The following is a 25,672-nucleotide window of genomic DNA, read 5'->3' as shown; positions in this document are numbered from 1 at the left end:
ATGTCAATCGCGATGGAGGCTGGTGCCGCCGCTCCGCAGGCTGTAATTTTGATTACATGACTACAAGCGAAGCGGCGGACCGGCTGCGCGGCTGGTTCGCCGGGCGCCTGCCCGACGGCTGGTTCGAGGGTGCGCCCGAGGTCGTCGTCGACCGCGAGGAGGTCAGCGTGGTCGGCCGGCTCCCGGAGCCGGACGCCGCGAAGGACGTCTCGGAGACCGAGCGGTCCGCGCTGCTCGCCGGGCACGTCCAGCGCTTCCGCGCCGACACCCGCGACCAGCGCATCGCCATCGCGCGCGAGGCCGAGCACGCCTTCGGCCACAAGGTCTCCTGGGGCGCCGAGTGCGGCGGCCACCGGGAGATGTTCACCACCCTGTCCGTGCCGGTCATGACCCGGCTCCGCCAGCCCGAGCGCCGCGTCCTGGACACCCTCGTCGAGGCCGGCGTCGCGCGCAGCCGCAGCGACGCGCTCGCCTGGTGCGTCCGGCTCGTCGGCAAGAACACCGACGAGTGGCTCGGCGAGCTGCGCAGCGCCCTGGAGCACGTCGAGCGCGCCCGCGCCGCCGGCCCGAAGCCCTGACCCCCGGCGCCGCGGATCATTACGCGATCACGACGTCCGCTGGGTGTGATCATGGTGCCGACCTGGCCTAATGTGCGTTGAAGCGCGGGTGGGCCGCGCCGGGACGCCGCCGGGGAGGGGGACGGAGCGTGAGGGCGCTGCGCTGCCTGGACGGCTCGGTGCTGGACGTCGTGCCGGTCGCCTCGCTGGACCGCGGCGGCACCCCGTTCGAGGTCACCCTGGAGCTGCGCCGCGACGGCGACCGCTTCGGCGCGGTGGGGGAGCGCTGCGGCTACTTCCTGGCCGACCTCGCCCGCCGGGTCGACGCCGCCCGCGCCGACGGCTCCCCGCAGGCGGCCCGCTGGCCCGACCCCGACGACCGCTTCCCCGACCCGCCCGCGGCCGGCGCCGCCCGGGAGCCCGAGCTGTTCGCCTTCCGCTACCGCGACCGCGGCGACGTGATCAGCACCGGCGAGCTGCGCTGCGCGGTGCGGACCTCATCGATGTGGGTGGGGCGCCAGCAGTCCGCCGCCGGGCGCTGGCGGGTGGCGCGCCGGGCGGTGATCGAGGCGTGGGGGGCGGGCGGGCGCGGCATCCGCGCCGTGCTCACCTCCGCCGAGCTCGCGCGGTTCCTGAACGCGCTGCTGGCCGAGGTCGATCACGCCGGAATGGTCGGGACATCCGGAGTGTCCGGCGCCTCCGCGGCGTCCTGGCCGGGCGGGGCGGCTCGGCACGGCAGAGCCCCCCGACCTGCGCGCTAGCCTGACATCACCGGAACGGCGGGAAAAGTGTCGCCGTCGGGCCATAATTGAGCGTCCGTTCCCATCAGGGAGGATCGCTCGAAGGGATGCCCACATGGGGGTTCGGCGTACGGGGATGTCAGGGCGCGACAAGGCCGCGAAGGGCGGCGCCGAGGCCGGCGCGGCCCGGGACGGCCGTGCGCGCCGCGTTCCTTCCGCCGGTGCCCGGCTGACCGCCGCGATCCGCCACAGCGGGCCGTACGCGGCCGTCCGGGACGCCGTCTACCGCATGTACGAGCACCGCGTCGAGGCGTCGCTGCCCACCGACATCACCCCCCGGCACGTCGGCGTCATCCTCGACGGGAACCGGCGTTGGGCCAGGTCGATGGGGTTGGCCGACGTCAACCACGGGCACCAGCGCGGCGCCGACAAGATCTCCGAGCTGCTGCAGTGGAGCACCGAGGCCGGGGTGGAGCACGTCACGCTCTGGCTGCTGTCCACCGACAACCTGAACCGTCCCGCGAACGAGCTCGACCCGCTGCTGGAGATCATCGAGAACACCGTCCGCAAGCTCGCCGACGAGGGGTGGCACGTCAAGCCCGTCGGCGCCCTCGACCTCCTGCCCGATAAGACCGCCCGCGTCCTGAAAGACGCGGGTGAGGCGACATCCGGCGCTCCCGGCCTGATTGTGAACGTCGCCGTTGGGTATGGAGGTAGGCGTGAGATCGCTGATGCGGTGCGCTCTCTGCTCATCGAGCAGGCGAGCCGTGGCACCAGCATCGAGGAACTCGCCGAGGGCCTCGAGGTGGAGCACATCGCCGAGCATCTCTACACGCGCGGCCAGCCGGATCCGGATCTGGTCATCCGCACCTCGGGGGAGCAGCGCCTGTCCGGCTTCATGCTCTGGCAGAGCGCCCACTCGGAGTTCTACTTCTGCGAGGTCCACTGGCCGGACTTCCGCAAGGTCGACTTCCTGCGGGCGATGCGTTCCTACGCCGCGCGGCACCGGCGCTACGGTACCTGACGGTCTTCCTGTCGCCTCCGTCGCAGAGACCACCGCCCCAGGCCGTCGTCCCCTGACCGGGGTCTCCGGCCGTACGGGGGCGGACTGTCGCGCCACCGGTACATCCCCCATAGTCAGGGAGATCGAGTGGCCACAACCTCGCCGCGCCGTCCCGAGTCCGGGATCCCCGCCGGAACGCCCGTTCCGGTCCGGCGCACGTACGTCCTCGACACCAGCGTCCTGCTCGCCGACCCGGGGGCGATGACCCGGTTCGCCGAGCACGAGGTCGTGCTGCCCATCGTCGTCATCTCCGAGCTCGAGGGCAAGCGGCATCACCCGGAGCTCGGCTACTTCGCACGGCAGGCCCTGCGCACGCTGGACGACCTGCGGTTGGAGCACGGCCGGCTGGACGAGGCCGTGTCGGTGCAGGGGCCGAACGGGGACCAGGGCGGGACGCTGCGGGTCGAGCTGAACCACTCCGACCCGAGCGTGCTGCCGGACGGCTTCCGGCTCGGCGACAACGACACCCGCATCCTGTCGGTGGCGGCGTGGCTCGCCCGCGAGGGACGCGACGTGGTGCTGGTCTCCAAGGACCTGCCGATGCGGGTGAAGGCGTCCGCGGTCGGGCTCGCCGCCGAGGAGTACCGGGCGGAGCTGGCCGTGGTGGAGTCCGGCTGGACGGGGATGCGGGAGCTGGAGGTGCCGGGCGGGCTCGTCGAGGAGCTGTACGAGACGGGCGGCGCGGACCTGGAGGAGGCGCGGGACCTGCCGTGCCACACCGGCCTGCGGCTGCTGTCGGAGCGCGGTTCGGCGCTCGGCCGGACGCTGCCCGACAAGTCGGTGAAGCTGGTGAAGGGCGACCGGGAGGTGTTCGGGCTGCGCGGCCGGTCCGCCGAGCAGCGCATCGCCCTCGACCTGCTGATGGACGAGGACGTCGGGATCGTCTCGCTCGGCGGGCGGGCCGGCACGGGCAAGTCGGCGCTCGCGCTGTGCGCGGGCCTGGAGGCCGTGATGGAGCGGCGGCGGCACCGCAAGGTCGTGGTGTTCCGCCCGCTGTACGCGGTCGGCGGCCAGGAGCTCGGCTACCTGCCGGGGTCGGAGAACGAGAAGATGTCGCCGTGGGCGCAGGCCGTCTACGACACGCTCTCGGCGGTGACGACCCCGGAGGTCATCGAGGAGGTGGTGGACCGTGACATGTTGGAGGTCCTGCCCCTCACCCACATCCGGGGCCGCTCGCTGCACGACTCGTTCGTGATCGTGGACGAGGCGCAGTCGCTGGAGCGCGGCGTGCTGCTGACCGTGCTGTCGCGGATCGGCGCGGGCTCGCGGGTGGTGCTGACGCACGACGTGGCGCAGCGCGACAACCTGCGGGTCGGCCGGCACGACGGCGTCGCCGCGGTGGTGGAGAAGCTGAAGGGGCACCCGCTGTTCGCGCACGTGACGCTGACGAGGTCGGAGCGGTCGCCGATCGCGGCGCTGGTGACCGACATGCTCGGCGAGGTCGTCGCCTGACGGACCCGCACCGGACGCGGCGGGCGCCCCGCCGGCCCTCCTCGGGAGGCGCCGGCGGGGCGCCCCGTCTCCTGCCTGTGGACGGTCCTGTGGATAACCACACGGAACGTGATCGTTAAACGCCGCACCGTCGACTTGTGATGAAGGTCACACGAACCGCCGCAAGGTAAAGGAACCGCAGGTCCCTCCCCGTTTTCGGGGAGGCGAGCGGCGAGTTGACAACCGCACCACTCGCAGCATTTGTCTCGTTTCGGTTGCGGACCAGGGCTCGGGCTCGGGCATTGTGTCTCCTCGTAAGCACCCCCAGAACGGTGCCGCCCGCAGCGCACCCCCCTGTAAAAGCGCGCGGGCGCGAGCCGCTCAGGGCCCGGAGCCGTCCGCGGTGCGGACGCGCCGCCGGGCCGGGGTGGAAGCAGTTCGCCCGCGTGTCCATGCGCGTGCGACCGTCGGAAGGACCGCCTTGTTCGGAGACCGTCCCGGGTCCCCTAGGCGAGACGAACGACAGAGCTTTGCCCCCGAGGAGCCGTGGTCGCACGCGGCCCCGGCCTCCGCCGAGACCCCCCGGCTCGGCGGCGCCGAGGCGTTCCCGGCCGCACCCGGCGACGAGGACGTCAAGGTCGCCGGCGCGGCGCCCGCGTTCGGCGCGCCCCCCGCGGGCGACACCCTCGGCTTCCAGCCCGTCTCGCAGGGCGAGTCCCCGGCCACCGCGACCGGCGCGACCGGCGTCCTCGCCATGGGAGCCCCCGGGCTCGAAGGGCAGGACATCGGCGAGCCCCGCGACGAGATCGCCTTCGGCGCCGGCTCCGCCGCCGGTCCCGCCCGCCGCTCCGGCCCCCGCCGGCTCGGCGCCTCCCGCTCCGCGTCCGGCCGGCCCGGCGGCGCGCGCCGCTCCGGCGGCGGCCGCAACGGCCTGAAGATCGCCGCGGTGGTCGCGGGCGCGCTGGTCGTGGTCGGCGGCGGTGGCGCCGCGTTCGCGATGACCGGCGGGTCCGACGACGGCGGCACCAAGACCGTCCAGCCGAAGAAGCTGGCGGACGCCGCCGCCGCGCCCAAGGTCGACCCCATGGTCATGGAGCAGATGCGCCGCAAGGAGGCCTACGAGCGGGCCTCCCGCGCGACCCGCCAGGACCCGTCCAAGGGGCCGAAGCTGCAGGCCAAGGGCAAGCCGATCCCGACCCCGACCCCCACCAAGACGAAGTCCCCGAGCGGCGGCAGCGGCGGCGGCCCGTCCGGCGACCCCGTCCCGGCGGGCGAGGCTCAGCAGATCGCCAAGAGGCTGCTGCCGAGCTACGGCATGAGCGGCTCCGGCCAGTTCGGCTGCCTGGTGAACCTGTGGAACAAGGAGAGCCACTGGAACACCCACGCGGCGAACCCGTCCGGCGCGTACGGGATCCCGCAGGCGCTGCCCGGCTCGAAGATGGCGAGCGCGGGGCCCGACTGGCAGAACAACGCCACGACCCAGATCAAGTGGGGCCTCGGCTACATCAAGGACCGGTACAGCACGCCCTGCGGCGCCTGGGCGCACTCGCAGTCCAGCGGCTGGTACTAGACCGCGTTCGGAAGCACAGGAGAGAGGGGCGGGCCCGCCGGGCCGCCCCTCTTCTCGTCTCCGCGGCGCCATGACGGCCTCTCGCGGGCGAACCCGCCGCCGCCGTGCCCCGCGCCGCCGCGCGCGCCCCCTGACGCCTCCAGCGGCCGCTGAAGCCGTCAGCCGCGGGACGCGTTGGTCATGCCGAGCACGTCCAGCGCCGCGTCCAGCTGCTCCTCGGTGAGCTTCCCGTCGGCGACATGCCCGCGCTCGATGACGACCTCCCGGATCGTCCTGCGCTCCGCGAGGGCCTGCTTGGCGACCTTCGCCGCCTCCTCGTAGCCGATGTAGCGGTTCAGCGGCGTCACGATCGACGGCGACGACTCCGCGTACTCGCGCAGCCGGTCCACGTCCGCCTCGATGCCGTCCACGCAGCGGTCCGCGAGCAGCCGCGACACGTTCGCCAGCAGTGTGATCGACTCCAGCACGTTGCGGGCCAGCATCGGCAGCATCACGTTCAGCTCGAAGCTGCCCGCCGCGCCGCCGAACGCGATCGCCGCGTCGTTCCCGATCACCTGCGCGGCCACCTGCGTCACCGCCTCCGGGATCACCGGGTTCACCTTGCCCGGCATGATCGACGAGCCGGGCTGCAGGTCCGGCAGCCGGATCTCGGCGAGGCCGGCCCGCGGCCCCGACCCCATCCAGCGCAGATCGTTGGCGATCTTGTTGAGGCTCACCGCGACGGTGCGCAGCGCGCCGCTCGCCTCGACGAGGCCGTCCCGGGCGCCCTGCGCCTCGAAGTGGTCGCGGGCCTCGGTCAGCGGCAGCCCGGTGACCCGCGCGATCTCCGCGATGACGCGGGCGGCGAACCCCTCCGGCGTGTTGATCCCGGTGCCGACCGCGGTGCCGCCGAGCGGCAGCTCCGCCAGCCGCGGCAGCACCGCCTCCAGCCGCTCCACGCCGTGCCCGACCTGCGCCGCGAACCCGCCGAACTCCTGCCCGAGCGTCACCGGCGTCGCGTCCATCAGGTGCGTGCGGCCCGCCTTCACCACCGTCGCGAACTCGTCCGCCTTGCGGGCCAGCGCGTCGCGCAGGTGCCGCAGCGCGGGGATCAGCTCGTTCACGACCGCGCCGGTCGCCGCGATGTGGATCGACGACGGGAACACGTCGTTGGACGACTGGGAGGCGTTCACGTGGTCGTTCGGGTGGACGGGCCGGCCGAGCCGCTCCTCCGCCAGCGTCGCCACGACCTCGTTGGCGTTCATGTTCGACGACGTCCCGGACCCGGTCTGGAACACGTCGATGGGGAACTGGTCGTTCCAGCGGCCGTCCGCGACCTCGCGGGCCGCCTCGCCGATCGCCTCGGCGACGTCCTTGTCCAGCACGCCGAGCTCCGCGTTCACCGCCGCGGCCGCCGCCTTGATCTGCCCCAGCGCGGCGATGTGCGCGGGCTCCAGTCCGCGTCCGGAGATCGGGAAGTTCTCGACGGCCCGCTGTGTCTGCGCCCGCCACTTCGCCGCCGCCGGCACCCGGACCTCGCCCATGGAGTCGTGCTCGACCCGGAATTCCTGCTCCGACATGAAGCCACCTCCGTGGGGGACGTCCCCGAGGAGCCCCCGCGCAATCGTCACCGCCGTTCCTTCATGGCAGCGGCGCGGGGCGCCCGCGCATTCCCGCGCGGGCGCGGCCGTGATCAGCCCCCGGAGCCCTTCGCCACGGTGTAGCTGACGCGCTCACCGGGCTTGCCCAGCGGTTTCTCCTGGCCGTTCACCCACACGTCGCAGGCGGACGCGTCGTAGATCACCGCGTTGATGTGGGCCTCGCCGTACCGGCGCGCCTCGCCCGCGGCGAGCGTCTCGTCGCTCAGCACCCGCATCGCGGTGCCGGGCTCCGACACGAAGATCTTGCAGGAGGCGCTGCGGGCCCGCACGACCAGCGTGCTGCTCGCGACACCGGCCGGCGGGGCGGCCTCGCCGGGCCGGCCGGACGGGGTGGAGGCGCGGGACGTCGGGGACGGCCCGGGGCTCTCCCGCATCATCCCGACGATCAGCGCGGTGGCGCCGATCCCGCAGGACGCGACGGTCGCGCCGATCAGCGCGATCACCGCCATCAGCCGGTAGCGGGGCGTCGCCTGCCGGCGCCCGGCGCGCGGTCCCGCCATGGCCCGCTCCAGCCGGTCCACCGCGCGGGCGTGGCTGAGCCGGCGCGTCGGGTTCTTCTCCAGCAGCCCGGTGATCACCGGGCCGAGCGCGCCGGCGTTCTGCGGCGGCGGCGTCGACTCGTTCGCCAGTGCGCTCAGCGTCGCCATGACGTTGTCGCGCTCGAACGGCGGGCGGCCCTCCAGCGCGGCGTACAGCGTCGCGCCGAGCGACCACAGGTCGGAGCGGGGCGTGGCCTTCTCGCCCGCGGCGACCTCCGGGGCGACGTACGCGGGGGAGCCCATGAAGTGCCCGGTCTTGGTCAGGCTCGCCGAGCCCGACGAGAACGCCAGCCCGAAGTCGGTGAGCACGACCCGGTCGCCGTCCAGCAGCACGTTGCTCGGCTTGAGGTCGCGGTGCACGATCCCGGCCTTGTGCGCGGTGTTGAGGGCCTCCAGCAGCCGCCGCCCGATGTGCGCGACGCGCTCGGGCGGCAGCGGGCCGTCGCGCTCGATGAGCTGCTCGAGGTTCGGCGCCTCGATCAGCTCCATCACGATCCACGGCCGGCCCTGTTCGGTGACGACGTCGTAGACCTCGACGATGGAGTGGGTGCGCAGCTGCGCGGGCGCGCGCGCCTCGCGCAGGGTACGGCGGAAGAAGACCACCCGGTCGTCCTGGGAAAGGTCCTCGGGGAGCCGAAGCTCCTTGATCGCCACCGCGCGATCGAGGAGCTCGTCATGGCCCCGCCACACGGTGCCGTTGGCGCCCTGACCTATTTCCGAGACCAGCCGATAGCGCGTCGCCAGCACGAGGCGCTCTGACTGAGACATGGCGGAAAAGATACCGGAGTGGCCACGCGGTCACCGGGGAGACGTCTCCACCAAGTTGGATTTAGCCCCAATATGTGACCTGCCGCCCCGAAACGCCCCGGAATCGGGCCGTCAGGACCCGGATTCCGGGGGCGCCGAGGGTGGTATCGTGCGGCCGGGTCAGCGGCGGCCGATGGTGAGGACGGGGCCGGTGGTGTCGGCGAAGAAGTCGCCGCCCTTGTCGTCCACGACGATGAAGGCCGGGAAGTCCTCGACCTCGATCTTCCAGACGGCCTCCATGCCGAGCTCCGGGTACTCCAGGACCTCGACCTTCTTGATGCAGTCCTGCGCGAGCCGCGCCGCCGGGCCGCCGATCGAGCCGAGGTAGAACCCGCCGTGCTCCTTGCACGCGTCGGTGACCTGCTTGGACCGGTTGCCCTTCGCCAGCATCACCAGCGAGCCGCCCGCCGCCTGGAACTGCTCGACGTAGGAGTCCATCCGGCCGGCGGTCGTCGGCCCGAACGAGCCCGACGCGTAGCCCTCCGGCGTCTTCGCCGGCCCCGCGTAGTAGACGGCGTGGTCCCGCAGGTACTGAGGCATCGGCTCGCCCGCGTCCAGCCGCTCCTTGATCTTGGCGTGCGCGATGTCGCGCGCCACCACCAGCGGCCCGGTCAGCGACAGCCGCGTCTTCACCGGGTACTTGGTCAGCTCGGCCCGGATCTCCGCCATCGGGCGGTTCAGGTCGATCTTCACGACCTCGTCGTTCAGGTGCTCGTCGGTGGTGTCGGGCAGGTACTGCGCCGGGTCGGTCTCCAGCCGCTCCAGGAACACGCCCTCCGCGGTGATCTTGGCGAGGGCCTGCCGGTCCGCGCTGCACGACACCGCGATCGCCACCGGGCAGGACGCGCCGTGCCGCGGCAGCCGGATCACCCGCACGTCGTGGCAGAAGTACTTGCCGCCGAACTGCGCGCCGATGCCGAGCTGCTGCGTCAGCTCGAACACCTGCAGCTCCAGCTCCAGGTCGCGGAAGCCGTTGCCCAGCGGCGAGCCCTCCGTCGGCATCGTGTCCAGGTAGTGCGCCGACGCGTACTTGGCGGTCTTCAGCGCGTACTCGGCGGACGTCCCGCCCACCACGATCGCCAGGTGGTACGGCGGGCACGCGGCCGTGCCCAGCGAGCGGATCTTCTCCTCCAGGAAGGACATCATCCGCTTCGGGTTCAGGACGGCCTTGGTCTCCTGGTACAGGAACGACTTGTTCGCGCTGCCGCCGCCCTTGGCCATGAACAGGAACTTGTAGGCGTCGCCCGGCGCCGCGTACAGCTCGACCTGCGCGGGCAGGTTGCTGCCGGTGTTCTTCTCGTCCCACATCGTCAGCGGCGCCATCTGCGAGTAGCGCAGGTTCAGCTTCGTGTACGCGTCGTACACGCCGTGCGAGATGTGCTCCTCGTCGCGGCCGTCCGTCAGGACGTGCTGGCCGCGCTTGCCCATGACGATCGCGGTGCCGGTGTCCTGGCACATCGGAAGCACGCCGCCGGACGCGATCCCCGCGTTCTTCAGCAGGTCCAGCGCCACGAACCGGTCGTTGGGGGACGCCTCGGGGTCGTCGAGGATCCGGCGCAGCTGCGCCAGGTGCGCGGGCCGCAGCAGGTGCGCGATGTCGCGCATGGCGGTCTCGGTGAGGAGTCGCAGGGCCTCCGGCTCGACCTGCAGGAACGTCCGGCCGTTCGCCTCGAACGTGGAGACCCCGTCGGAGGTCAGGAGCCGGTAGTCGGTCTCGTCGGGGCCGAGCGGCAGCAGGTCGGTGTAGGAGAACTCAGGCATCTCAGGCAGATCCTCGCGCGATTCCGATGGGGGCCGCCTCACAGGGTACGACCCGGCGCCGCAGCCCGAGGACGACCCCCACGGCCACCAGCGCCGCCCCCGCCAGGTCCGCCGGCCCGGGCCGTCCGAGCCCGAGGACCACCGTGGTGACGACCGCGCTGACCGGGATCATCCCGGCGAACAACCCCGCCCGGTCCGCGCCGAGCCGGCCGAGCGCCCCGTACCAGAGCAGGAACGCGATCACGGTGACGATCACCGACAGGTACGCCAGCCCCGCGAACTCCGCGCCGGTCGGCGCCCGCAGCACGGCCGTCCCGTCGGTGACCAGCCCGACGGCCAGCAGCATCGGCGCGGCGATCGCCGCCGAGTACGCCGACACCCGCACCGGGCCGAGCGTCGGCAGCAGCGGGACGGCCAGCAGCGAGAAGCACACCTCCCCGGCGAGCGCGCCCAGCGACAGCAGCAGCCCCCGCAGGCTGCCCCCGCCGAGCCCGTTGGCGAGCGCCGCCCCCGCCGCGACCACGCACGCCGAGGCCACCACCGCCGGCGCGGGCCGGCGGCCCTCCAGCAGCGGCCCGACCAGCGCCAGCACGATCGGCACCGTCGCGATCACCGTGCCGATCGTCGCCGGGCTGGTGTCCCGGGTCGCCGCGACGATGCACACGTTGAACGCGACCAGGCCCGTCCCCGCCAGCGCCGCCAGCAGCGCCCACTCCCGCGCCGCCGGCCGCCGGGCCGGGCCGCCGCGCAGCCGCGCCACCGCCAGCAGGATCACCGCGGCCACCGTGTACCGGACGGCCTGGCCGCCGAAGACCGGATAGTCCGCGATCGTCGCGGACACCGCGGTCAGCGTGCCGACGAGGAACATCGCGGTCCCGGCGGCGGCGCCGCCCCCGAGGGAGAGAGAGGAGATCTTCATGACTCGAACGCTAGGAGCCCGTTGGACCTGAACACAGAGCCAATGGCTACCATCGACCATGGACCAATCTCGGGCAAGTGACGCATGAACGCCCGATCGACGCTGAGTGTCATGTGACCGACCTCCATCTCCCACTCGACCGCGGGGCGGGACGGCTGGCCGCGCAGATCGCCGCGGGCTTCCGCGCGGCGGTGCGGGCCGGGCGGCTGACCGCGGGCACCCGACTGCCGTCGAGCCGCGACCTCGCCCGCGACCTCGAGGTGTCCCGCGGCGTCGTCGTGGCCGCCTACGAGCAGCTGACCGCCGAGGGCTTCCTCATCGCCCGGCGCGGCGACGGCACCCGCATCGCCCCCCTCGCCCGCCCCGACGACCCCGTTCCCGCCCCTCCCGCCGAGGACCCGGCCCCCGCCGCGCTCCCGTCCTGCGACATCCCGCCCGACCCCGGCGCGCTCTACGACCTGTGGCCCAGCCAGCCCGACCTGTCCGCCTTCCCCCGGGAGCGCTGGATCGCGGCCACCCGCGCCGCGCTGCGCACGCTCCCCAGCGAGGAGCTGACCTACCCCGACCCCGGCGGCGTCCGGCCGCTGCGCACCGAGCTGGCCGGCTACCTCGGCCGGGTCCGCGCCGCCGTCGCCGACCCCGGCCGCGTCGTGATCATGAACGGGGTGGCGCACGGGCTGTCCGCGCTGGTCCGGTTGCTGATCGCGGACGGCCACCGCGCCCTCGCCGTCGAGGACCCCACCAGCGTCCGGCAGCTGCCGATGCTGGAGGCGTCCGGCATCCGGCTCGTCCGCGTCCCCGTGGACGCCGACGGCGTGGACGTCGCCGCGCTCGCCCGCACCAACGCGCGCGCCGTCCTCGTCACGCCCGCCCACCAGTACCCCACCGGCGTCGTGCTGTCCCCGTCCCGCCGCGCCGAGCTGATCGCCTGGGCGCGGGACGTCGACGGCCTGATCCTGGAGGACGACTACGACGCCGAGTTCCGCTACGACCGCGAACCCGTCGGCTGCCTCCAGGGCGTCGACCCCGACCGCGTCGTGCTGCTCGGCTCCGTCAGCAAGGCCCTCGCGCCCGCGCTGCGCCTCGGCTGGACCGTCGCCCCCGCCCGCCTCGCGACGCGGCTCCGCGAGCACCGCGGCCAGACCGACCTCGGCGCGCCCGTCATCGAGCAGTACGCCCTCGCCGAGTTCCTCCGCGGCGGCGGCTACGACCGGCATCTGCGCACCATGCGGCGCCGCTACCGGTCCCGCCGCGACGCCCTCGCCGACGCGCTCGCCACATACGTGCCCGGCGCGACGGTTCACGGCGTCTCAGCGGGCATCCACCTCTATGTGGAACTCCCGCCCGGATCAGACGAGGACGCGGTCCTGGCCCGCGCCGCGCGGTCCGGGGTGTCGGCGGCCGGCGCCCGCGAGATGTGGTCCGCCGAACGCGCCGCCGGCGCGCCCCCCGCTCTCGTGCTGGGATATGCCCGAATTGCCGAAAGTCGCCTGGTCAAGGCGGCACAGCTGCTCGGCAAAGCGGTTACCGGGGGGACGGAAGGGTAGGACCAACATCCCCGGTGTAGGAGGTATGGATGAGTCTGGATGAGGCCGCACGGCAGCTGAAGATGGCCGGTCACGACGCGCAGGTCGCCTTCGACTGCGTCGGCCTGGGCGACCTCGAACGCGCACAGGAGCACGCCGTCACCCTGCGCGCCGCCGCCGACGCCGCCGAAGTGGCGCTGAGCCGGGCGCTCCAGGACCTGACGCCGGAACAGGCCCAGGTGGAAGGCGAGAAGGCCGTGAGCGCACTGGAAGAGACCGTGTGATCCCAGGGGGGCGACCCCCTGGAACCCCCGTCACGACGGAGGACGCGTTTCCCGCTCCGCTGGCGCTCCGCGCGAAACGCGTCCTCCGTCGTCGGGCAGGCCCGCTGCGCTCGCTGCACTCGCTCCGCGTGCCTGCCCGTGGCCGTGGCTGAGGTCCGGCCTTCCGTGCCGTGTCCAACCGGGCCTTTCGTGCCTGTGTTCAGCCGGGTTGCACGGGTGGGGCTTGCTTAGGCGAAGGGGCGTTCCATGGCGGGGGTGTTGGGGTCGGCGCCCTGGACCGGCTTCGGGTCGAAGCCCTTGGCGGTGACGAAGACGACCAGGATCAGCGCGGCCGGGACGATGAACGCCAGCCGCAGGCCGTGGTCGTGGCTGACCGGCGCGATCGCGCCGACGACGGCGGCGCCGAGCACGAAGCCCACGTAGTTGAAGATGTTGACGCGGGCCACCGCGACGCCGAGGCCGGTCGGGTCGACGCGTCCGGCGGCGGAGAAGGAGACCGGCGCGATCACGCTGAGGCCGAGGCCGGCGACCGCGAAGGCGGCGATGGCGACGGCCGCGTTCGGCGCCGCCACCACGCCGACCATGCCGACGATGCCGACCAGACCGCCGAGCCGCACCACCTGGACCGGGCCCGAGCGGCGGACGCCGAGGTCGGCGACCGCGCGGCTGATCACCATCGTGATCTGGTAGGCGACGTAGCCGAGCGGCGCGACCCAGTCGGCCGCCGACAGCTCGTCGTCCAGGTACTTGGCGCCGTAGCTGGAGATCGCCGAGTCGGCCAGGTAGGCGACGGCCATCGCCGCGCCGACGATCAGGATCGGGCGCCACGGGACGCTGCGCTCGGCGGCCTTGAGCTCCTCGGCGGACGGCCCGTCGCCCTCCTCCTCGCGCCGGTACAGGCGCGGCCCGGTGGCGAGGGACGCCACGATGCCGACGGCGGCGGCGATCCCGAAGCCGGTGAGGAGCGAGAGGTCCATCTTGTTGGACGCCGACGCCCACAGGCCGCCGAGGATCCCGGCGACGGACCACACCGCGTAGAAGCCGGTGATCAGGCTGACGCCGTACCGCCGCTCCACCGCGATGGCCTGCGCGTTCATGGAGGCGTCCACCGCGCCGACGAACAGGCCGAACAGCGCGACCGCCCCGTAGAGGGCGATGTCGTTGTCGCCGGTGGCGCCGATCAGCACGATGGTGACGGCCACGGCGGGCTGCGCGACCCGCAGCACGAGGCCGCTGCCGAACCGCTTGAACAGCGCGCCCGAGATGACGCTGCCGACGCCGGCGATCAGCGGCACCATGAGCAGCACGAGGGAGAGCGTCCCGTCGCTGAGGTGGTGCGTATCCTGCATCTTCGGCACCTGCGTCACCAGAGAGGCGAAGCACAGTCCCTGGACGGCGAAAGCGGCGTAGGCGGAGACCCGCGCCCGGCGGTCCCGCTCGGTGATGCCCTCGCTCATGCGGTCCGACCTCTCTGCCTGACGAAATGTGAAGAAGATTCGCGTCAGCGTAGAGACAGGGTACGCGCCGGGTCAATCATCCGGGAAGACGTCCCGATCAGTCGATCAGCCGCCTCCGCATGCCCCGGACCGCCAGTATCCACATCAGGCCCGCGAACGCCACCAGCGCCCCCAGATGCCCGAGGTCGGTGAGCGGCCGCAGCCCGAACACCGCGTCCCGCACCAGCTCCACGCAGTGGTACAGCGGGTTCACCCGCGCCGCGTACCGCGCCCAGTCCGGCAGCGCGTCCACCGGGAAGAACGTCCCCGCCACCAGGAACAGCGGCGTCACCACCCCGGTGATCACGTAGTCGAACGAGTTGATCGACGGCACCACCGACGACGTCCACATCCCGAACAGCCCGAACCCGAGCGCCAGGAAGAACACCATGAACGGCACCAGCAGCATCCCGAAGGACGGATCGAGCCCGAAGAACAGCGCCACCACGATCGGCGTGCAGGAGTAGACCGACGACTTCGCGGCGATCCACAGCGCCTCCGCCGTCACCAGCTCGTGCACGTCCACCGGCGCCGCCAGGATCGCGTCGTAGGTGTGCTGGAACGACCGCCGGATATAGGAGTTGAACATCCCCGGGAACACCGACGTGAACAGCGCCGCCGTCCCCACCACGCCCGTCGCGACGAAGTCCAGGTACCGGTAGTGGCCCACCATCGCGACCATCGACCCGAACCCGTAGCCGAACGCCAGCAGGTAGAACGTCGGCTCCACCATCGACGCGAACGACTGCGTCATCCAGTACCGCTTGTACAGGGCCAGCTCGTGCCGCCAGATCCCCTTCAGCGGCGCGACCTCGAAGCGCCGCAGCCGCGGCGCCCGCCCGGCCTCGACGGTCATTCCACTCGCTCCCCGGTCAGCACGACGAACACGTCCTCAAGATTGGCCGCGCGGCGCACGCCGTCCGGCCCCAGCTCCTCGTCCAGCGACGGCGCGATCGTCTCCGCCTTCAGCACCGACACCGACGGGCCCGTCCGCCGCGTCGGCAGCCCCGCCGCCCGCGCGATCCGCTCGACCTCCGCGAGCCGGTCGGGCGGCCCGTAGTGCTCCACCACCCGCTCGCCCGCGTACCGCGCGACCAGCTCCGACGGCGACCCCCGCGCGATCACCCTGCCGTGCGACATCAGCGCGCACTCGTCCGCCAGCCGCTCGGCCTCCTCGATGTAGTGCGTCGACATCAGCACGGTCGTCCCGCGCGAGCGCAGCCCGTCGATCAGCCCCCACAGCTCCGCCCGGACCTGCGGGTCCAGGCCCACCGTCGGCTCGTCCAGCAGCACCAGCGCCGGACGGTGCACCAGCCCCCGCGCGATCAGCAGCCGCCGCCGCATCCCGCCCGAGAGGTCGTCCACCTTCGTCCCCTGGCGCTCGGTCAGGTGCGCGATCGCCAGCGCGTCGTCCACGGCCGCGCGGCGCTCGCGCCGCGGCACCCGGTACAGGTGCGCGAAGATCTCCAGGTTCTCCCGGGCGGTCAGCTCCTCGTCCAGGTTGTCCTGCTGGGGGACGACCCCCATCGCCGCCCGCGCCTGCTTCGACTGCGCGGGGACCTCGAACCCCAGCACCCGGATGGCGCCCTCGTCCGCCACCGCCTGCGCGGTCAGCATCTTCATGGTCGTCGACTTCCCGGCGCCGTTCGGCCCGAGCAGGCCCAGGCAGCTGCCCGCGGGGACGTCCAGGTCCAGCCCGTCCACCGCGGTGAACGTCCCGAACCGCTTGACCACGCCGCGCAGGCTGATCGCCGCCGCCCCGGCCTCCCCCTCCTCGGCCGCGAGCTGCGCACGTTGCACCGTCATGCCGTCACCCTAGGTACCGGTCTCGGCGAAACCCATCCATTTTTCTCGGGGTCCCCCGCCGCGGGCCCAGTAACCTCTTCGTGTGGACATCCCCCGCCGCCCGGGACAGGCGACCCGCGTGAGCGACCTGCGCGCGTCCGACGCCGACCGGGAGCGCGTCGCCGCCGTGCTCGGCGAGGCGCTCGCGGACGGCCGCATCACCATGGACGAGCACGCCGACCGCACCGCCCGCGTCTACGCCGCCCGCACCCTCGGCGAGCTCACCGGCCTCACCCTCGACCTCAGCCCCGAGGAGGCCCAGCCCATCCTCGTGGACGACCGCCCGGTCACGGCCCTCTTCGGCCGCGTCCGCCGCGACGGCCGCTGGGTCGTCCCCGTCAAGCTGCCGCTGCTCGCCCTCTTCGGAACGGTCGAACTCGACCTGCGCGAGGCCGTCCTGCAGCGCCGCCACATCGTGCTCGACTCGATGGTCCTCGCCGGCCGCGTCCGCCTCCTCGTCCCCGAGGGCGTCCGCGTGGACGTCACCGGCCGCACCGTGCTCAGTACCCGCGAGGTCCGGACCCGTCCCGCCGCCGAGGGCCCCACCATCGAGGTCGCCGGCACCCTCCTCTTCGGCTCGGTGAAGGCCAGGGCCCCGAAGCGGACCCTCCGGCAGCGCGTCCGAGGCCGCCTGCGACGCTAGGCCCATGGACGATCTTGCGCCCCTCGAACTCGCCTTCCCCGGCCCCGAACGCGACCGCGGCGTGGCCGCGGTCCTGAACGGCGAGAAGACCGCCTTCACCGGCCTGCTCGAACTCCACGAGAAGGCCGGCGAGCCGGTCCCCGGACCCGGCGACCGGTTCGCCGTGCTCGACTCCGACGGCCGTCCCGCCGCCGCGATCGAGCTCACCGAGGTCCGCGTCGTCCCGATCAAGGAGATCGACGACGCCTACGCCCGCGCCGAAGGCCGCGGCTACGCCGGCGCCGCCGAATGGCGCGCCGACCACGAGCGCTTCTTCCGCAGCGACGGCGTCGCCGCCTTCCTCGGCCGCACGCCCGAGATCACCGACGACACGCTCGTCGTGGCCCAGCGCTTCCGCCGCCTGGACCCCTGACCGGCGCCTCCTAGACCGCGCTGTCGAAGTTGATGGCGCTGTAGGCGCGGAGCTTGCTGAGCTTGTGCTCGCTGGAGATGGTGCGGATCGTGCCGCTGCGCGACCGCATCACGAGGGAGTGGGTGACGGCCGTGCCCTTGCTGTACCGGACGCCGTCGACCAGCTCCCCGTCGGTGATGCCCGTGGCGGCGAAGAACACGTCGTCGGACGTGACGAGGTCGTCGGTGGTGAGGACGCGGCCGAGGTCGTGGCCGGCGTCGATCGCCTTGCGCCGCTCGGCGTCGTCCTGCGGCCACAGGCGGCCCTGGATGACGCCGCCGAGCGCCTTGATCGCGCAGGCGGCGATGATGCCCTCGGGGGTGCCGCCGATGCCGAGCAGCAGGTCGACGCCGGTGCCGGGGCGGGACGCCATGATCGCGCCGGCGACGTCGCCGTCCAGGATGAACTTGATGCGGGCGCCGGTCTCGCGGACCTCCTTGACGATGCCCTCGTGCCGGGGGCGGTCGAGGATGCAGACGGTCACGTCGTGCGTGGAGGAGCCCTTGGCGCGCGCGATGGCGCGGATGTTGTCGGCGATCGGGCGCTCGATGTCGACGACGTCGGCGGCCTCGGGGCCGGTGACGAGCTTCTCCATGTAGAACACGGCGGACGGATCGAACATCGATCCGCGCGGGGCCACCGACAGCACGGCGATGGCGTTGCTCATGCCGAGGGCGGTGAGGCGGGTGCCGTCCACCGGGTCGACGGCGACGTCGCACTCCGCGCCGGAGCCGTCGCCGACCTCCTCGCCGTTGTAGAGCATGGGGGCGTTGTCCTTCTCGCCCTCGCCGATCACGACGACGCCGCGCATCGAGACGGTGTTGATGAGCTGGCGCATCGCGTTGACGGCGGCTCCGTCGGCGCCGTTCTTGTCCCCGCGGCCGACCCAGCGGGCCGCGGCCATGGCGGCGGCCTCGGTCACCCGGACCAGCTCCATCGCCAGGTTGCGGTCCGGCGCGGCCGGCTCGGTGGTCAGCGGGGAGGAAACGGTGGTCTCTTCGGACATGACGGGGCGGCCCCTTCGTTCGGTGGTGACTCGGATTCTCCGGGGACCGGACGGCGGGTCACAAATTGGACCAGACCAGCCGGTGCGCCGGGGAGAGCCGCCCGCGTGCGCGGGTCGTTTTGACCGTCACGCGGGCAAGGGATCGTTTCCCCGTGGGAAGAGGGCGTAATCTCAGGGCTCATGAGCAGCGACATCGACGTCTCGTCCGACGGGGCGGCACAGGACGGGGGCGCGGGGGCCGCGGAGGCGCCCGCGCGCACCTCCGACCGCGGGGCCGCCACGCGCAGCGCCCTGCTGTCCGCCGCCCGGGACGTCTTCTGCGAGGCGGGCTTCGCGCAGGCCGCGGTGACCGACATCGTCGCCAAGGCGGGCGCCAGCGTCGGCAGCCTGTACCACCACTTCAACGGCAAGGCCGACCTGTACCTGACGCTGTTCGAGGAGTTCCAGGGCCGCCAGCAGGAGCGCACCCGCAAGGCGATCAACGCGGTGCGGGACGCGGGCGAGAACGATGCGATGCGGCAGTTCGTCGCGGGCGCCGGCGCGTACCTCGACGGGTGCCTGCGGGAGCGGGACGTCGCGCGGCTGTTCATCTCCGGTGACGGCCCGCCCGGGTTCGACCGGGTGATGCGCCAGCGGCTGAACAAGTGGGCGCGCCGGAACGCGGCGCTGTTCCACACCGCGGACGGCGGCGTCGACGAGGCGCTGGTCGTGGTGCTGACGGGCGCGATGGCGGGCGCGGTGTCGGAGATCTCGCTGATGGACGACGAGGACGCGGCGCGCACCCTGGCGGACGAGATCATGGGCATCGTCGGCACGATCAGGAACCCCCGTACAGAGCAGCCGTGACCGTGCGGGATCCTGGAGGGGTGACCGACAAGAGTCCCGCATCCGCTCCGGAGGCCGCCGAGACCGTCTCCGGGTCCGAGCAGCCCGCCGCCGGCGAGCGGCCGCCCGCCGGGGAGCCGTCGGCGGCGGAGGCGCCGCGGGCGCACGGCGAGGCGACCGCCGGCGCCGCTCCGCAGGACGCCGTTTCGGAAGGCGCCGTTTCTGAGGGCGCCGGGGACGCCGCGTCCGGCGAGGGCAAGGGCGACGGCGAGCGGGCCCCGGCCGAGAGCGAGGGCGCGCGGGCCGGGGGCGAGGCCGCGGCGGCGCCGCAGGGCGCGGGCCGTCCCGTGGTCCAGGTCAGCCCGGCCGTGTACAAGCGGCTGACGACCGGGCTCGGCGGTTTCACGATGGCGATGGGCGCGTGCCTGCTGCTCGTGCTGGCGATCTTCGTGATCACGCCGCGCGACAACAAGGAAGTGCTGCGGACCGTCGACTACTCCTCGCAGCTGTGGGCCCTGCGCAGCGACGCGCCGTACACGCCGTACGCGCCGGAGGGCCTGCCGCCGAGCTGGCGGCCGACGAGCTCGCGCCTGAACGGCCTGGACTCCGGCGGCAAGCAGCCGGTGGCGTGGCATCTCGGGTTCGTGACGCCGAAGGGCGAGTACGCGGCGCTGGAGCAGAGCAACGAGAAGCCGGAAGCCTACGTCCCGCGGATGACCAACAGCAGCAAGCCGATCGGCACGATGCAGGTCGCCGGCGAATCGTGGGCGAAGTACCACCGCAACGACAAGAAGGCGAACTCGCTGGCGCGGCCGGGCCCCGGCGGGATGAGCATCGTGGTGACGGGCACCGCGTCCTACGAGGAGCTGGCGGTGCTCGCCGCCTCGCTGAAGCCGCAGGCCAAGCAGGGTGCGGGCCCGGCGCCGACGGCGTCGGCGCCGGCCACCCAGGGGTCCTGACCCGGGCCCGCGGGCCCGTCCCGGACGCGTGTCCCCCTACGGTCAGAACGGGGCCGGGGCTTCGCCGTCCTCCGGTCCCTGCATGGCGGCGGCGAGCCTGGCGCGCGCGCCCTCGAGCCATTCCTCGCAGACGGCGGCGAGCTTCTCGCCGCGCTCCCACAGGGCGAGCGACTCCTCGAGCGTCAGCCCGCCGGCCTCCAGCCGCTTGACGACCTCGGTCAGCTCGTCGCGGGCCTGCTCGTACGAGGGCTTGCGCTCGGTCGCGTTCTCTTCTGCCACTCGCACCACTCTAGGGCTCTTCGCGGCCGGAGACGGTGGCGGTGAGCCGGCCGCCCGCCAGGCGGACGTGGAGGCGCTCGCCGTCCTTGACGTCGGCGGGCTCCCGCACGACCGCCTCGTCCTCGCGCTGGACGATCGCGTAGCCGCGGTCGAGCGTCGCGGCGGGGGAGAGGGCGAGCAGGCGGGCGCGGGTGTGCGACAGCTCGTCCCCGGCCCGGTCCAGGGCGGACGCCACGCACCGGCGGGTCCGGTCGCGCAGCGCCAGGACCCGCTCGGACTGCCGCTCGATCTCGCGGACCGGGTCGGCGAGGGCGGGCCGCGACCGGACGTTCCTCAGCCAGTGCAGCTCCCGCTCCAGGCCGCCCGCCAGGCAGCGGCGGCCGCGGTCGCGGAGCTGCCGGACGAGCTGGAGCTGCTCGCGCACGTCCGGGACGGTCTTCTTCGCCGCGTCGGTCGGGGTGGAGGCGCGGACGTCGGCGACGAGGTCGAGGATCGGGCTGTCCTGCTCGTGCCCGATCGCGCTGACGACCGGGGTGCGGGCGGCGGCGACCGCGCGGACGAGCGTCTCGTCGGAGAACGGCAGCAGGTCCTCCATGGCGCCGCCGCCGCGCGCGATGACGATGACCTCGATCTCGGGGTCGGCGTCGAGCTTGCGGAGCGCCTCCATGACCTCGCCGACGGCGTAGGAGCCCTGGACGGCGGTGTTCTCGACGCGGAACGCCACGGCGGGCCAGCGGCGGCGGGCGTTCTGCAGGACGTCGTGCTCGGCGTCGGAGTCGCGGCCGCAGATCAGCCCGATCTTGCCGGGCAGGAACGGCAGCGGGCGCTTGCGCTCGGGCCGGAACAGGCCCTCGGACGCGAGCACCTGCTTGAGCCGCTCCAGCCGGGCCAGCAGCTCGCCGACGCCGACCGGGCGGACCTCGATGGCGCTGAGCGAGAACGTCCCGCGGTTGATCCAGAAGTCGGGCTTGGCGTGCACGACGACGCGGGCGCCGTCGGTAAGGGCGGGCCCGGCGGCCTCGAACACCCCGCGCGGGCCGACGACCCGGACGGACATGTTCGCGACGGGGTCGCGCAGCGTCACGTAGACGGTGCCGCCGCGCGCGTTGAGGTCGGTGATCTGGCCCTCGACCCAGATCCGGCCGAGACGGCCGATCCAGCCGCCGACCGCCTGCAGGACGGTCCGCACCGGCACGGGGGACTCGGCCGTGGTCTCCATCGCCATGCCCCGAAGCCTACGGGCGCCGGGAGGCCGGCGGCGTGTGACGGACGAGACATGCCGGACCGCGCCAATGCTTAGCCACACTAACTTAGACTGACTAAGTAATCCCGAGGAGAGCAACCGTGACCGTTACCGAGAGCGCGCTGGCCGAGCAGCTCAACCGCAGCCTCCGGCACATCGTGCTGATGCTGCGCCGGGTCAGCGCCGACCAGGCGATCACCAGCCAGCAGCTGTCGGTGCTCGGCTCGCTGGAGCACGGGCCGCGCCGCATGACCGAGCTGGCCGCCGAGCACGGCGTCCGGCTCCCCACCATGACCGCGCAGATCAACCGGCTGGAGCGGGACGGCCTGGTCGAGCGCGGCCGCGACGGCTCGGACGCCCGCGTCGTCACCGCCGCGCTCACCGCGACCGGCCGCGAGCGGCTGGCCGCCGGGCGCGAGCAGCGGATCGGCTTCCTCGCCGAACGGTTCGCGGTGCTGACGGACGAGGAGCGCGCGGCGGTCGCCGCGGCGCTGCCCGCCCTCGACAAGCTCTTCACCGCTCCTTGATCTCTTAAAGGGGGGGTCTCCATGCACGCTGTTCCCTCGTCGAAGGGCGGCGGCATCCTCAGGCAGCCGATGTCGGTGTGGGCCACCGCCTTCGCCGCCGTCGTCGCCTTCATGGGCATCGGGCTCGTCGATCCGATCCTGCCCGCGATCGCCGCGAACCTGCGGGCCACACCGAGCCAGGTCTCGCTGCTGTTCACCAGCTACTTCCTGATCACCGCGGTGGCCATGCTGATCACCGGCTGGGTGTCCAGCCGGATCGGCGGCAAGAGGACGCTGATGATCGGGCTCACCCTCGTCGTGGTGTTCGCCGCGCTCGCCGGCACGTCCGACACCGTCGGCCAGCTCGTCGGCTTCCGCGCCGGCTGGGGCCTCGGCAACGCGCTGTTCGTCGCCACCGCGCTCGCCGTCATCGTCGGCGCGGCGTCCGGCGGCGCCGAGAAGGCCATCGTCCTGTACGAGGCCGCGCTCGGCCTCGGCATCTCGCTCGGCCCGCTCGTCGGCGCGCTGCTCGGCGACATGAACTGGCGCTTCCCGTTCTTCGGCACCGCGATCCTGATGGCCGTCGGCTTCCTGCTGATCGTCACGCTGCTCAAGGCGCCGCCGAAGCCCGCGGAGAAGACCCGGCTGACCGCGCCGATCCGCGCGCTCGGGCACGGCGGGCTGTCCACCACCGCGTTCACCGCGCTGTTCTACAACTACGCGTTCTTCACCGTCCTCGCCTTCACCCCGTTCGTGCTCGGGATGAGCGCCCACGGCATCGGCCTGGTGTTCTTCGGCTGGGGCGTCATGGTCGCGCTGGCCTCGGTGTTCGGCGCGCCCGCGCTGCAGCGCCGGATCGGGACGGTCTGCGTCATGTACCTCGGGCTGGCGCTGCTGGTGCTGTTCCAGCTGGGCCTGGCCTTCCTCGGGCACGACGGGATCATCGTCTGCACGATCCTGTCCGGCATCCCGATCGGGCTGAACAACACCGCGTTCACCGAGGCCGCGATGGAGGTGTCCGACAACCCGCGGCCCGTCGCGTCCGCCGGGTACAACTTCGTCCGCTGGATGGGCGGCGCCCTCGCCCCCTATTTCGCGACGAAGCTCGCCGAGGAGGTCAACCCGCACCTCCCGTACGTCGTCGGCGCCGCGTGCTGCGTCGTCGCGATCGGCGTCCTGGTGGTGCGCCGCCGCCACATGGCGCCACTGGAGCGCGTCGACATCGACCACGCCTTCCAGGACGAACCGCTGCCCGCCCAGGCGTGACCGCAGGCGGCACCGCTCCAACGATCACCCGCGCGGCGGCTCGCCTCCGCTGCCGCCGCCGCGCGGGTGTCAGCGCGCCCGCCCCGGTTCCGGCGCCGGAGCCGGGGCCGGCACCGGGAACGGACGGTGCGCGGCGGCCCAGCGCGCCGCCGGAACGAACGCGACCGCCGCCACCAGGAAGACCGCACCGAAGACGGCCCAGCCGCCCATGCCGTGGCGCAGCGCCGTCTGCGTGACGACGAGCGGCCCCAGCAGCACCCCGGCCGCGAAACCGCTGTTGAAGACCCCCTGGTAGACGCCGTGCGCGCGCTCGTCCGCCAGCTCGTAGCTGAGCGCCCAGGTGCCCGCCGCGCACAGCACCTCGCCGACCGTCTGGACCACCAGCGCCGCCAGGATCAGCAGGGACGCCGTCCACGGCTCCGGGCCCTTGGCCAGCCCGAACAGCAGGCAGCCGACCGCCATGAGCGTCCCGGCGCGCAGGCACGCCCGCGCCGCGACCCGCGGGTCCTCCACGCCGCGGCTCATCCGCACCTGCAACGCGATGACCAGGGCCGTGTTCAGCACCAGGCAGGCCGAGACGAGCAGGCGCGGCGCGTGCGTCTCGCGCGTCACCCACAGCGGCACGCCGACCTCGAGGATCCCCTGCTGCAGCACCAGCACCCCGCCCAGCACGGTGATGACCAGGTACGGGACATCGGCCAGCGCGCCGAAGCCGGCGCCGCCGGACGCCGCGTCCCGCGCCGGACGCACCGCCGGGACCCGCGTCAGCAGGAGCGCCGCACCGACGAACGTCACCGCGTCGAGCACCACGATCGTCCGGTAGGCGGCGGGGGTGTCCGCGACGAGCGCCAGGGACGCCAGCGCCGCCCCGACGCCGACTCCGGTGTTGGTCATCATCCGCAGGAACGCCCGGCCCGGCATCCGCAGCTCCGCGGGCAGCGCGTGCGCCACCAACGCGTTGCGGACGGCGCTCGCGCCCCGGTCCAGGAACGTGACGCCGCAGATCAGCGGCACCGCCGTCCAGAACGAGCGCACCTGCGTGTAGCCGAGGATCAGCACGCCCTCCGCGCCCAGCAGCGCCACCACCGTCGGGCGCGCCCCGAACCGGTCGGCGACGCGGCCCATCGGCACCCCCGCCGCGATCCCGAACACCCCGCCCAGCGCCAGCGCGACCCCGACCTGGGACGGCGACATCCCGACCGCGCGGGTGAACAGCAGCGCGCTGGTGGTCATGAACAGGCCGTTGCCGAGCGTGTTGACCAGCATCGCCGCGGCCAGCACCCGGATCACCGGATGCCGCGCCAGGGCGGCCACGCCCGGGGGCGGGGAGGAGATCGTCGTCATGCGGCCATCCCAGCCGCACGGCCCGCCGGCGGGAATGGATTTAGGATTCTGCTCAATGTACGAGTTCAGGCTCGGCATCCAGGACCTCGCCGAGACGTCGTTCGGGATGTCACCGCTGTTCGAGCTGGTGTTCAGCCTGCGTCCGCGGGTGTTCCCGGCCAAGCACCCCGAGCACCTGCCCTGGGTGCGGGAGACCGCCGCCGCGTACGCCCGGCTCGACACCGCGCTCCTGGACGTCCTGTTCGCACCGCACGGCTGGATCCCCGACTTCCTCACCCCCCGTCCGGCCGGGATCGGCAACGAGATCGCCGACGACCTCGCCGTGCTGCGGGAGACGCCACCGGATGCCGTCCGGCACGACATCGCCGCCGCGTACCGGCACGTGCCCGTCCCGCCATTGCTGAGCGGCGATCCGGCGGCCGTCCTCGACCGGATCTGCGCGGCGTTCGAGGCGTACTGGGACGCCTGCGTCGAGCCGTACTGGGCCCGGATGCGGGCCGTCCTGGAGGCCGACCTCGCGCACCGGGCCCGGCGGCTGGCCTTCGGCGGGGCCGCCGCGCTGTTCGCCGAGCTGGACGACCGGATCAGCTGGACGCCGGGCCTCGTCCGGCTCGTCGTCCCCTCCGGGCTCGCGCCCGAACGCGCCGTGGACGTCGCCGGACGCGGGCTCGTCCTCGTCCCGGGCCTGTTCCTGCGCGGCGCGATCACCATGATCGACGAGCAGGGCCCGCCGCTGATCTGCTATCCCGCGCGCGGCCGCGGCGCGATCTGGGACCACACCGCCCCCGAGGGCCCCGCGGCCCTCGCCGCGCTCATCGGCGCGCGCCGCGCGGAACTGCTGGTCATGCTGGCCGCGCCCGCCTCCACCACGGACCTCGCCGCGGGGGGGGGCGGCGCGCCGCGCGCCGGCCGCCCCCCCCCGACGCCCCCGCCCCCCCGCGCCCGCCGGGACCCCCCCCCCCCCCCCCCCCC

25 protein-coding genes are annotated in these 25,672 nt (G+C 73.4%); 14 read left to right on the top strand and 11 right to left on the bottom strand.

Going from position 1 to position 25,672, the window contains the following annotated elements:
• The first annotated feature begins 56 nt into the window (after positions 1-56).
• The 5 genes from abmR to ABZ914_RS04130 all read left to right on the top strand — a co-directional run bounded on the left by abmR (position 57) and on the right by ABZ914_RS04130 (position 5,361).
• Complete coding sequence (abmR, locus tag ABZ914_RS04150) at positions 57-578, top strand: ATP-binding transcription factor AbmR (protein WP_190861664.1); 522 nt, start codon at positions 57-59, stop codon at positions 576-578.
• Positions 579-706: 128 nt separating this feature from the next.
• Positions 707-1,318, top strand: coding sequence for a hypothetical protein (locus tag ABZ914_RS04145; protein WP_500191513.1), 612 nt, complete (start codon positions 707-709; stop codon positions 1,316-1,318).
• Between the two features lie 94 nt (positions 1,319-1,412).
• Positions 1,413-2,321: an isoprenyl transferase gene (locus ABZ914_RS04140; protein ID WP_500191512.1), complete on the top strand. Its 909-nt coding sequence runs from the start codon at positions 1,413-1,415 to the stop codon at positions 2,319-2,321.
• A 162-nt stretch (positions 2,322-2,483) separates the two neighbouring features.
• Positions 2,484-3,812, top strand: a complete 1,329-nt coding sequence (gene phoH2 / locus ABZ914_RS04135) for an RNA 5'-3' helicase PhoH2 (protein ID WP_500191541.1) — start codon at positions 2,484-2,486, stop codon at positions 3,810-3,812.
• Between the two features lie 460 nt (positions 3,813-4,272).
• Entirely contained in the window at positions 4,273-5,361 is a 1,089-nt protein-coding gene (locus ABZ914_RS04130) for an aggregation-promoting factor C-terminal-like domain-containing protein (protein WP_500191511.1), read from the top strand.
• A 158-nt stretch (positions 5,362-5,519) separates the two neighbouring features.
• Here ABZ914_RS04130 and ABZ914_RS04125 read toward each other — a convergent pair whose 3' ends face one another.
• The 4 genes from ABZ914_RS04125 to ABZ914_RS04110 all read right to left on the bottom strand — a co-directional run bounded on the left by ABZ914_RS04125 (position 5,520) and on the right by ABZ914_RS04110 (position 11,027).
• Positions 5,520-6,920, bottom strand: a complete 1,401-nt coding sequence (locus tag ABZ914_RS04125; protein WP_500191509.1) for a class II fumarate hydratase — start codon at positions 6,918-6,920, stop codon at positions 5,520-5,522.
• Between the two features lie 113 nt (positions 6,921-7,033).
• Positions 7,034-8,308, bottom strand: a complete 1,275-nt coding sequence (locus tag ABZ914_RS04120) for a serine/threonine-protein kinase (protein ID WP_500191508.1) — start codon at positions 8,306-8,308, stop codon at positions 7,034-7,036.
• Between the two features lie 159 nt (positions 8,309-8,467).
• Complete coding sequence (locus ABZ914_RS04115; protein WP_500191506.1) at positions 8,468-10,108, bottom strand: fumarate hydratase; 1,641 nt, start codon at positions 10,106-10,108, stop codon at positions 8,468-8,470.
• A 1-nt stretch (position 10,109) separates the two neighbouring features.
• Positions 10,110-11,027, bottom strand: coding sequence for a DMT family transporter (locus ABZ914_RS04110; RefSeq protein WP_433148314.1), 918 nt, complete (start codon positions 11,025-11,027; stop codon positions 10,110-10,112).
• Positions 11,028-11,140: 113 nt separating this feature from the next.
• On the opposite strand from ABZ914_RS04110, the gene pdxR reads away from it, so the two are divergent.
• On the top strand, positions 11,141-12,574 hold the full coding sequence (gene pdxR / locus ABZ914_RS04105) for a MocR-like pyridoxine biosynthesis transcription factor PdxR (protein WP_500191505.1): 1,434 nt from the start codon (positions 11,141-11,143) through the stop codon (positions 12,572-12,574).
• A gap of 29 nt (positions 12,575-12,603) precedes the next feature.
• A complete protein-coding gene (locus tag ABZ914_RS04100; RefSeq protein ID WP_190861675.1) occupies positions 12,604-12,837 on the top strand; it encodes a hypothetical protein in 234 nt (77 codons plus the stop codon).
• A 227-nt stretch (positions 12,838-13,064) separates the two neighbouring features.
• Here the strand turns inward: ABZ914_RS04100 and ABZ914_RS04095 are convergent, their stop codons facing one another.
• From ABZ914_RS04095 to ABZ914_RS04085, 3 genes are all read right to left on the bottom strand, one after another.
• On the bottom strand, positions 13,065-14,294 hold the full coding sequence (locus ABZ914_RS04095) for an MFS transporter (RefSeq protein ID WP_500191503.1): 1,230 nt from the start codon (positions 14,292-14,294) through the stop codon (positions 13,065-13,067).
• A 97-nt stretch (positions 14,295-14,391) separates the two neighbouring features.
• On the bottom strand, positions 14,392-15,189 hold the full coding sequence (locus ABZ914_RS04090) for an ABC transporter permease (protein ID WP_500191501.1): 798 nt from the start codon (positions 15,187-15,189) through the stop codon (positions 14,392-14,394).
• Positions 15,186-16,139, bottom strand: a complete 954-nt coding sequence (locus ABZ914_RS04085; RefSeq protein WP_500191500.1) for an ABC transporter ATP-binding protein — start codon at positions 16,137-16,139, stop codon at positions 15,186-15,188. Before ABZ914_RS04085 ends, ABZ914_RS04090 begins: the two co-directional genes overlap by 4 nt.
• Positions 16,140-16,257: 118 nt before the next feature.
• On the opposite strand from ABZ914_RS04085, the gene ABZ914_RS04080 reads away from it, so the two are divergent.
• Positions 16,258-16,821, top strand: coding sequence for a DUF1707 SHOCT-like domain-containing protein (locus tag ABZ914_RS04080; RefSeq protein ID WP_500191499.1), 564 nt, complete (start codon positions 16,258-16,260; stop codon positions 16,819-16,821).
• 4 nt (positions 16,822-16,825) lie between these two features.
• Positions 16,826-17,233 carry an ASCH domain-containing protein gene (locus ABZ914_RS04075; protein WP_433148331.1) on the top strand — a complete coding sequence of 136 codons (408 nt, stop codon included), beginning with the start codon at positions 16,826-16,828 and terminating at the stop codon, positions 17,231-17,233.
• Positions 17,234-17,243: 10 nt separating this feature from the next.
• Here ABZ914_RS04075 and glpX read toward each other — a convergent pair whose 3' ends face one another.
• On the bottom strand, positions 17,244-18,278 hold the full coding sequence (gene glpX, locus ABZ914_RS04070) for a class II fructose-bisphosphatase (RefSeq protein ID WP_190861687.1): 1,035 nt from the start codon (positions 18,276-18,278) through the stop codon (positions 17,244-17,246).
• Positions 18,279-18,458: 180 nt separating this feature from the next.
• On the opposite strand from glpX, the gene ABZ914_RS04065 reads away from it, so the two are divergent.
• Complete coding sequence (locus tag ABZ914_RS04065) at positions 18,459-19,124, top strand: TetR/AcrR family transcriptional regulator (protein WP_500191498.1); 666 nt, start codon at positions 18,459-18,461, stop codon at positions 19,122-19,124.
• A 20-nt stretch (positions 19,125-19,144) separates the two neighbouring features.
• On the top strand, positions 19,145-20,062 hold the full coding sequence (locus ABZ914_RS04060) for a DUF4245 domain-containing protein (RefSeq protein WP_500191497.1): 918 nt from the start codon (positions 19,145-19,147) through the stop codon (positions 20,060-20,062).
• A gap of 42 nt (positions 20,063-20,104) precedes the next feature.
• On the opposite strand, the gene ABZ914_RS04055 is transcribed toward ABZ914_RS04060, so the two are convergent.
• Together ABZ914_RS04055 and xseA are read right to left on the bottom strand one after the other, a co-directional pair.
• A complete protein-coding gene (locus tag ABZ914_RS04055) occupies positions 20,105-20,341 on the bottom strand; it encodes an exodeoxyribonuclease VII small subunit (RefSeq protein ID WP_500191496.1) in 237 nt (78 codons plus the stop codon).
• Positions 20,342-20,351: 10 nt separating this feature from the next.
• Positions 20,352-21,566: an exodeoxyribonuclease VII large subunit gene (gene xseA, locus ABZ914_RS04050; protein ID WP_500191495.1), complete on the bottom strand. Its 1,215-nt coding sequence runs from the start codon at positions 21,564-21,566 to the stop codon at positions 20,352-20,354.
• Positions 21,567-21,685: 119 nt separating this feature from the next.
• Here xseA and ABZ914_RS04045 point away from each other — a divergent pair, with 119 nt between their 5' ends.
• Together ABZ914_RS04045 and ABZ914_RS04040 are read left to right on the top strand one after the other, a co-directional pair.
• The gene (locus ABZ914_RS04045) at positions 21,686-22,111 is read left to right on the top strand and encodes a MarR family winged helix-turn-helix transcriptional regulator (RefSeq protein WP_500191494.1); all 426 of its coding nucleotides are present in this window, start codon (positions 21,686-21,688) and stop codon (positions 22,109-22,111) included.
• A 21-nt stretch (positions 22,112-22,132) separates the two neighbouring features.
• Complete coding sequence (locus ABZ914_RS04040) at positions 22,133-23,356, top strand: MFS transporter (RefSeq protein ID WP_500191493.1); 1,224 nt, start codon at positions 22,133-22,135, stop codon at positions 23,354-23,356.
• A 69-nt stretch (positions 23,357-23,425) separates the two neighbouring features.
• Here the strand turns inward: ABZ914_RS04040 and ABZ914_RS04035 are convergent, their stop codons facing one another.
• Positions 23,426-24,700, bottom strand: coding sequence for an MFS transporter (locus ABZ914_RS04035; protein ID WP_500191492.1), 1,275 nt, complete (start codon positions 24,698-24,700; stop codon positions 23,426-23,428).
• Between the two features lie 55 nt (positions 24,701-24,755).
• Between ABZ914_RS04035 and ABZ914_RS04030 the strand changes: the two genes are divergently transcribed.
• Positions 24,756-25,672: hypothetical protein (locus ABZ914_RS04030; protein ID WP_500191491.1), on the top strand; the 917-nt coding region annotated here is incomplete at its 3' end.

The organism is Spirillospora sp. NPDC046719, from assembly GCF_040645715.1.
Taxonomy (GTDB): Bacteria; Actinomycetota; Actinomycetes; order Streptosporangiales; family Streptosporangiaceae; genus Spirillospora.
Note: the sequence above shows the minus strand (reverse complement) of the source record. Positions and strands in the feature narration are given on the sequence as shown.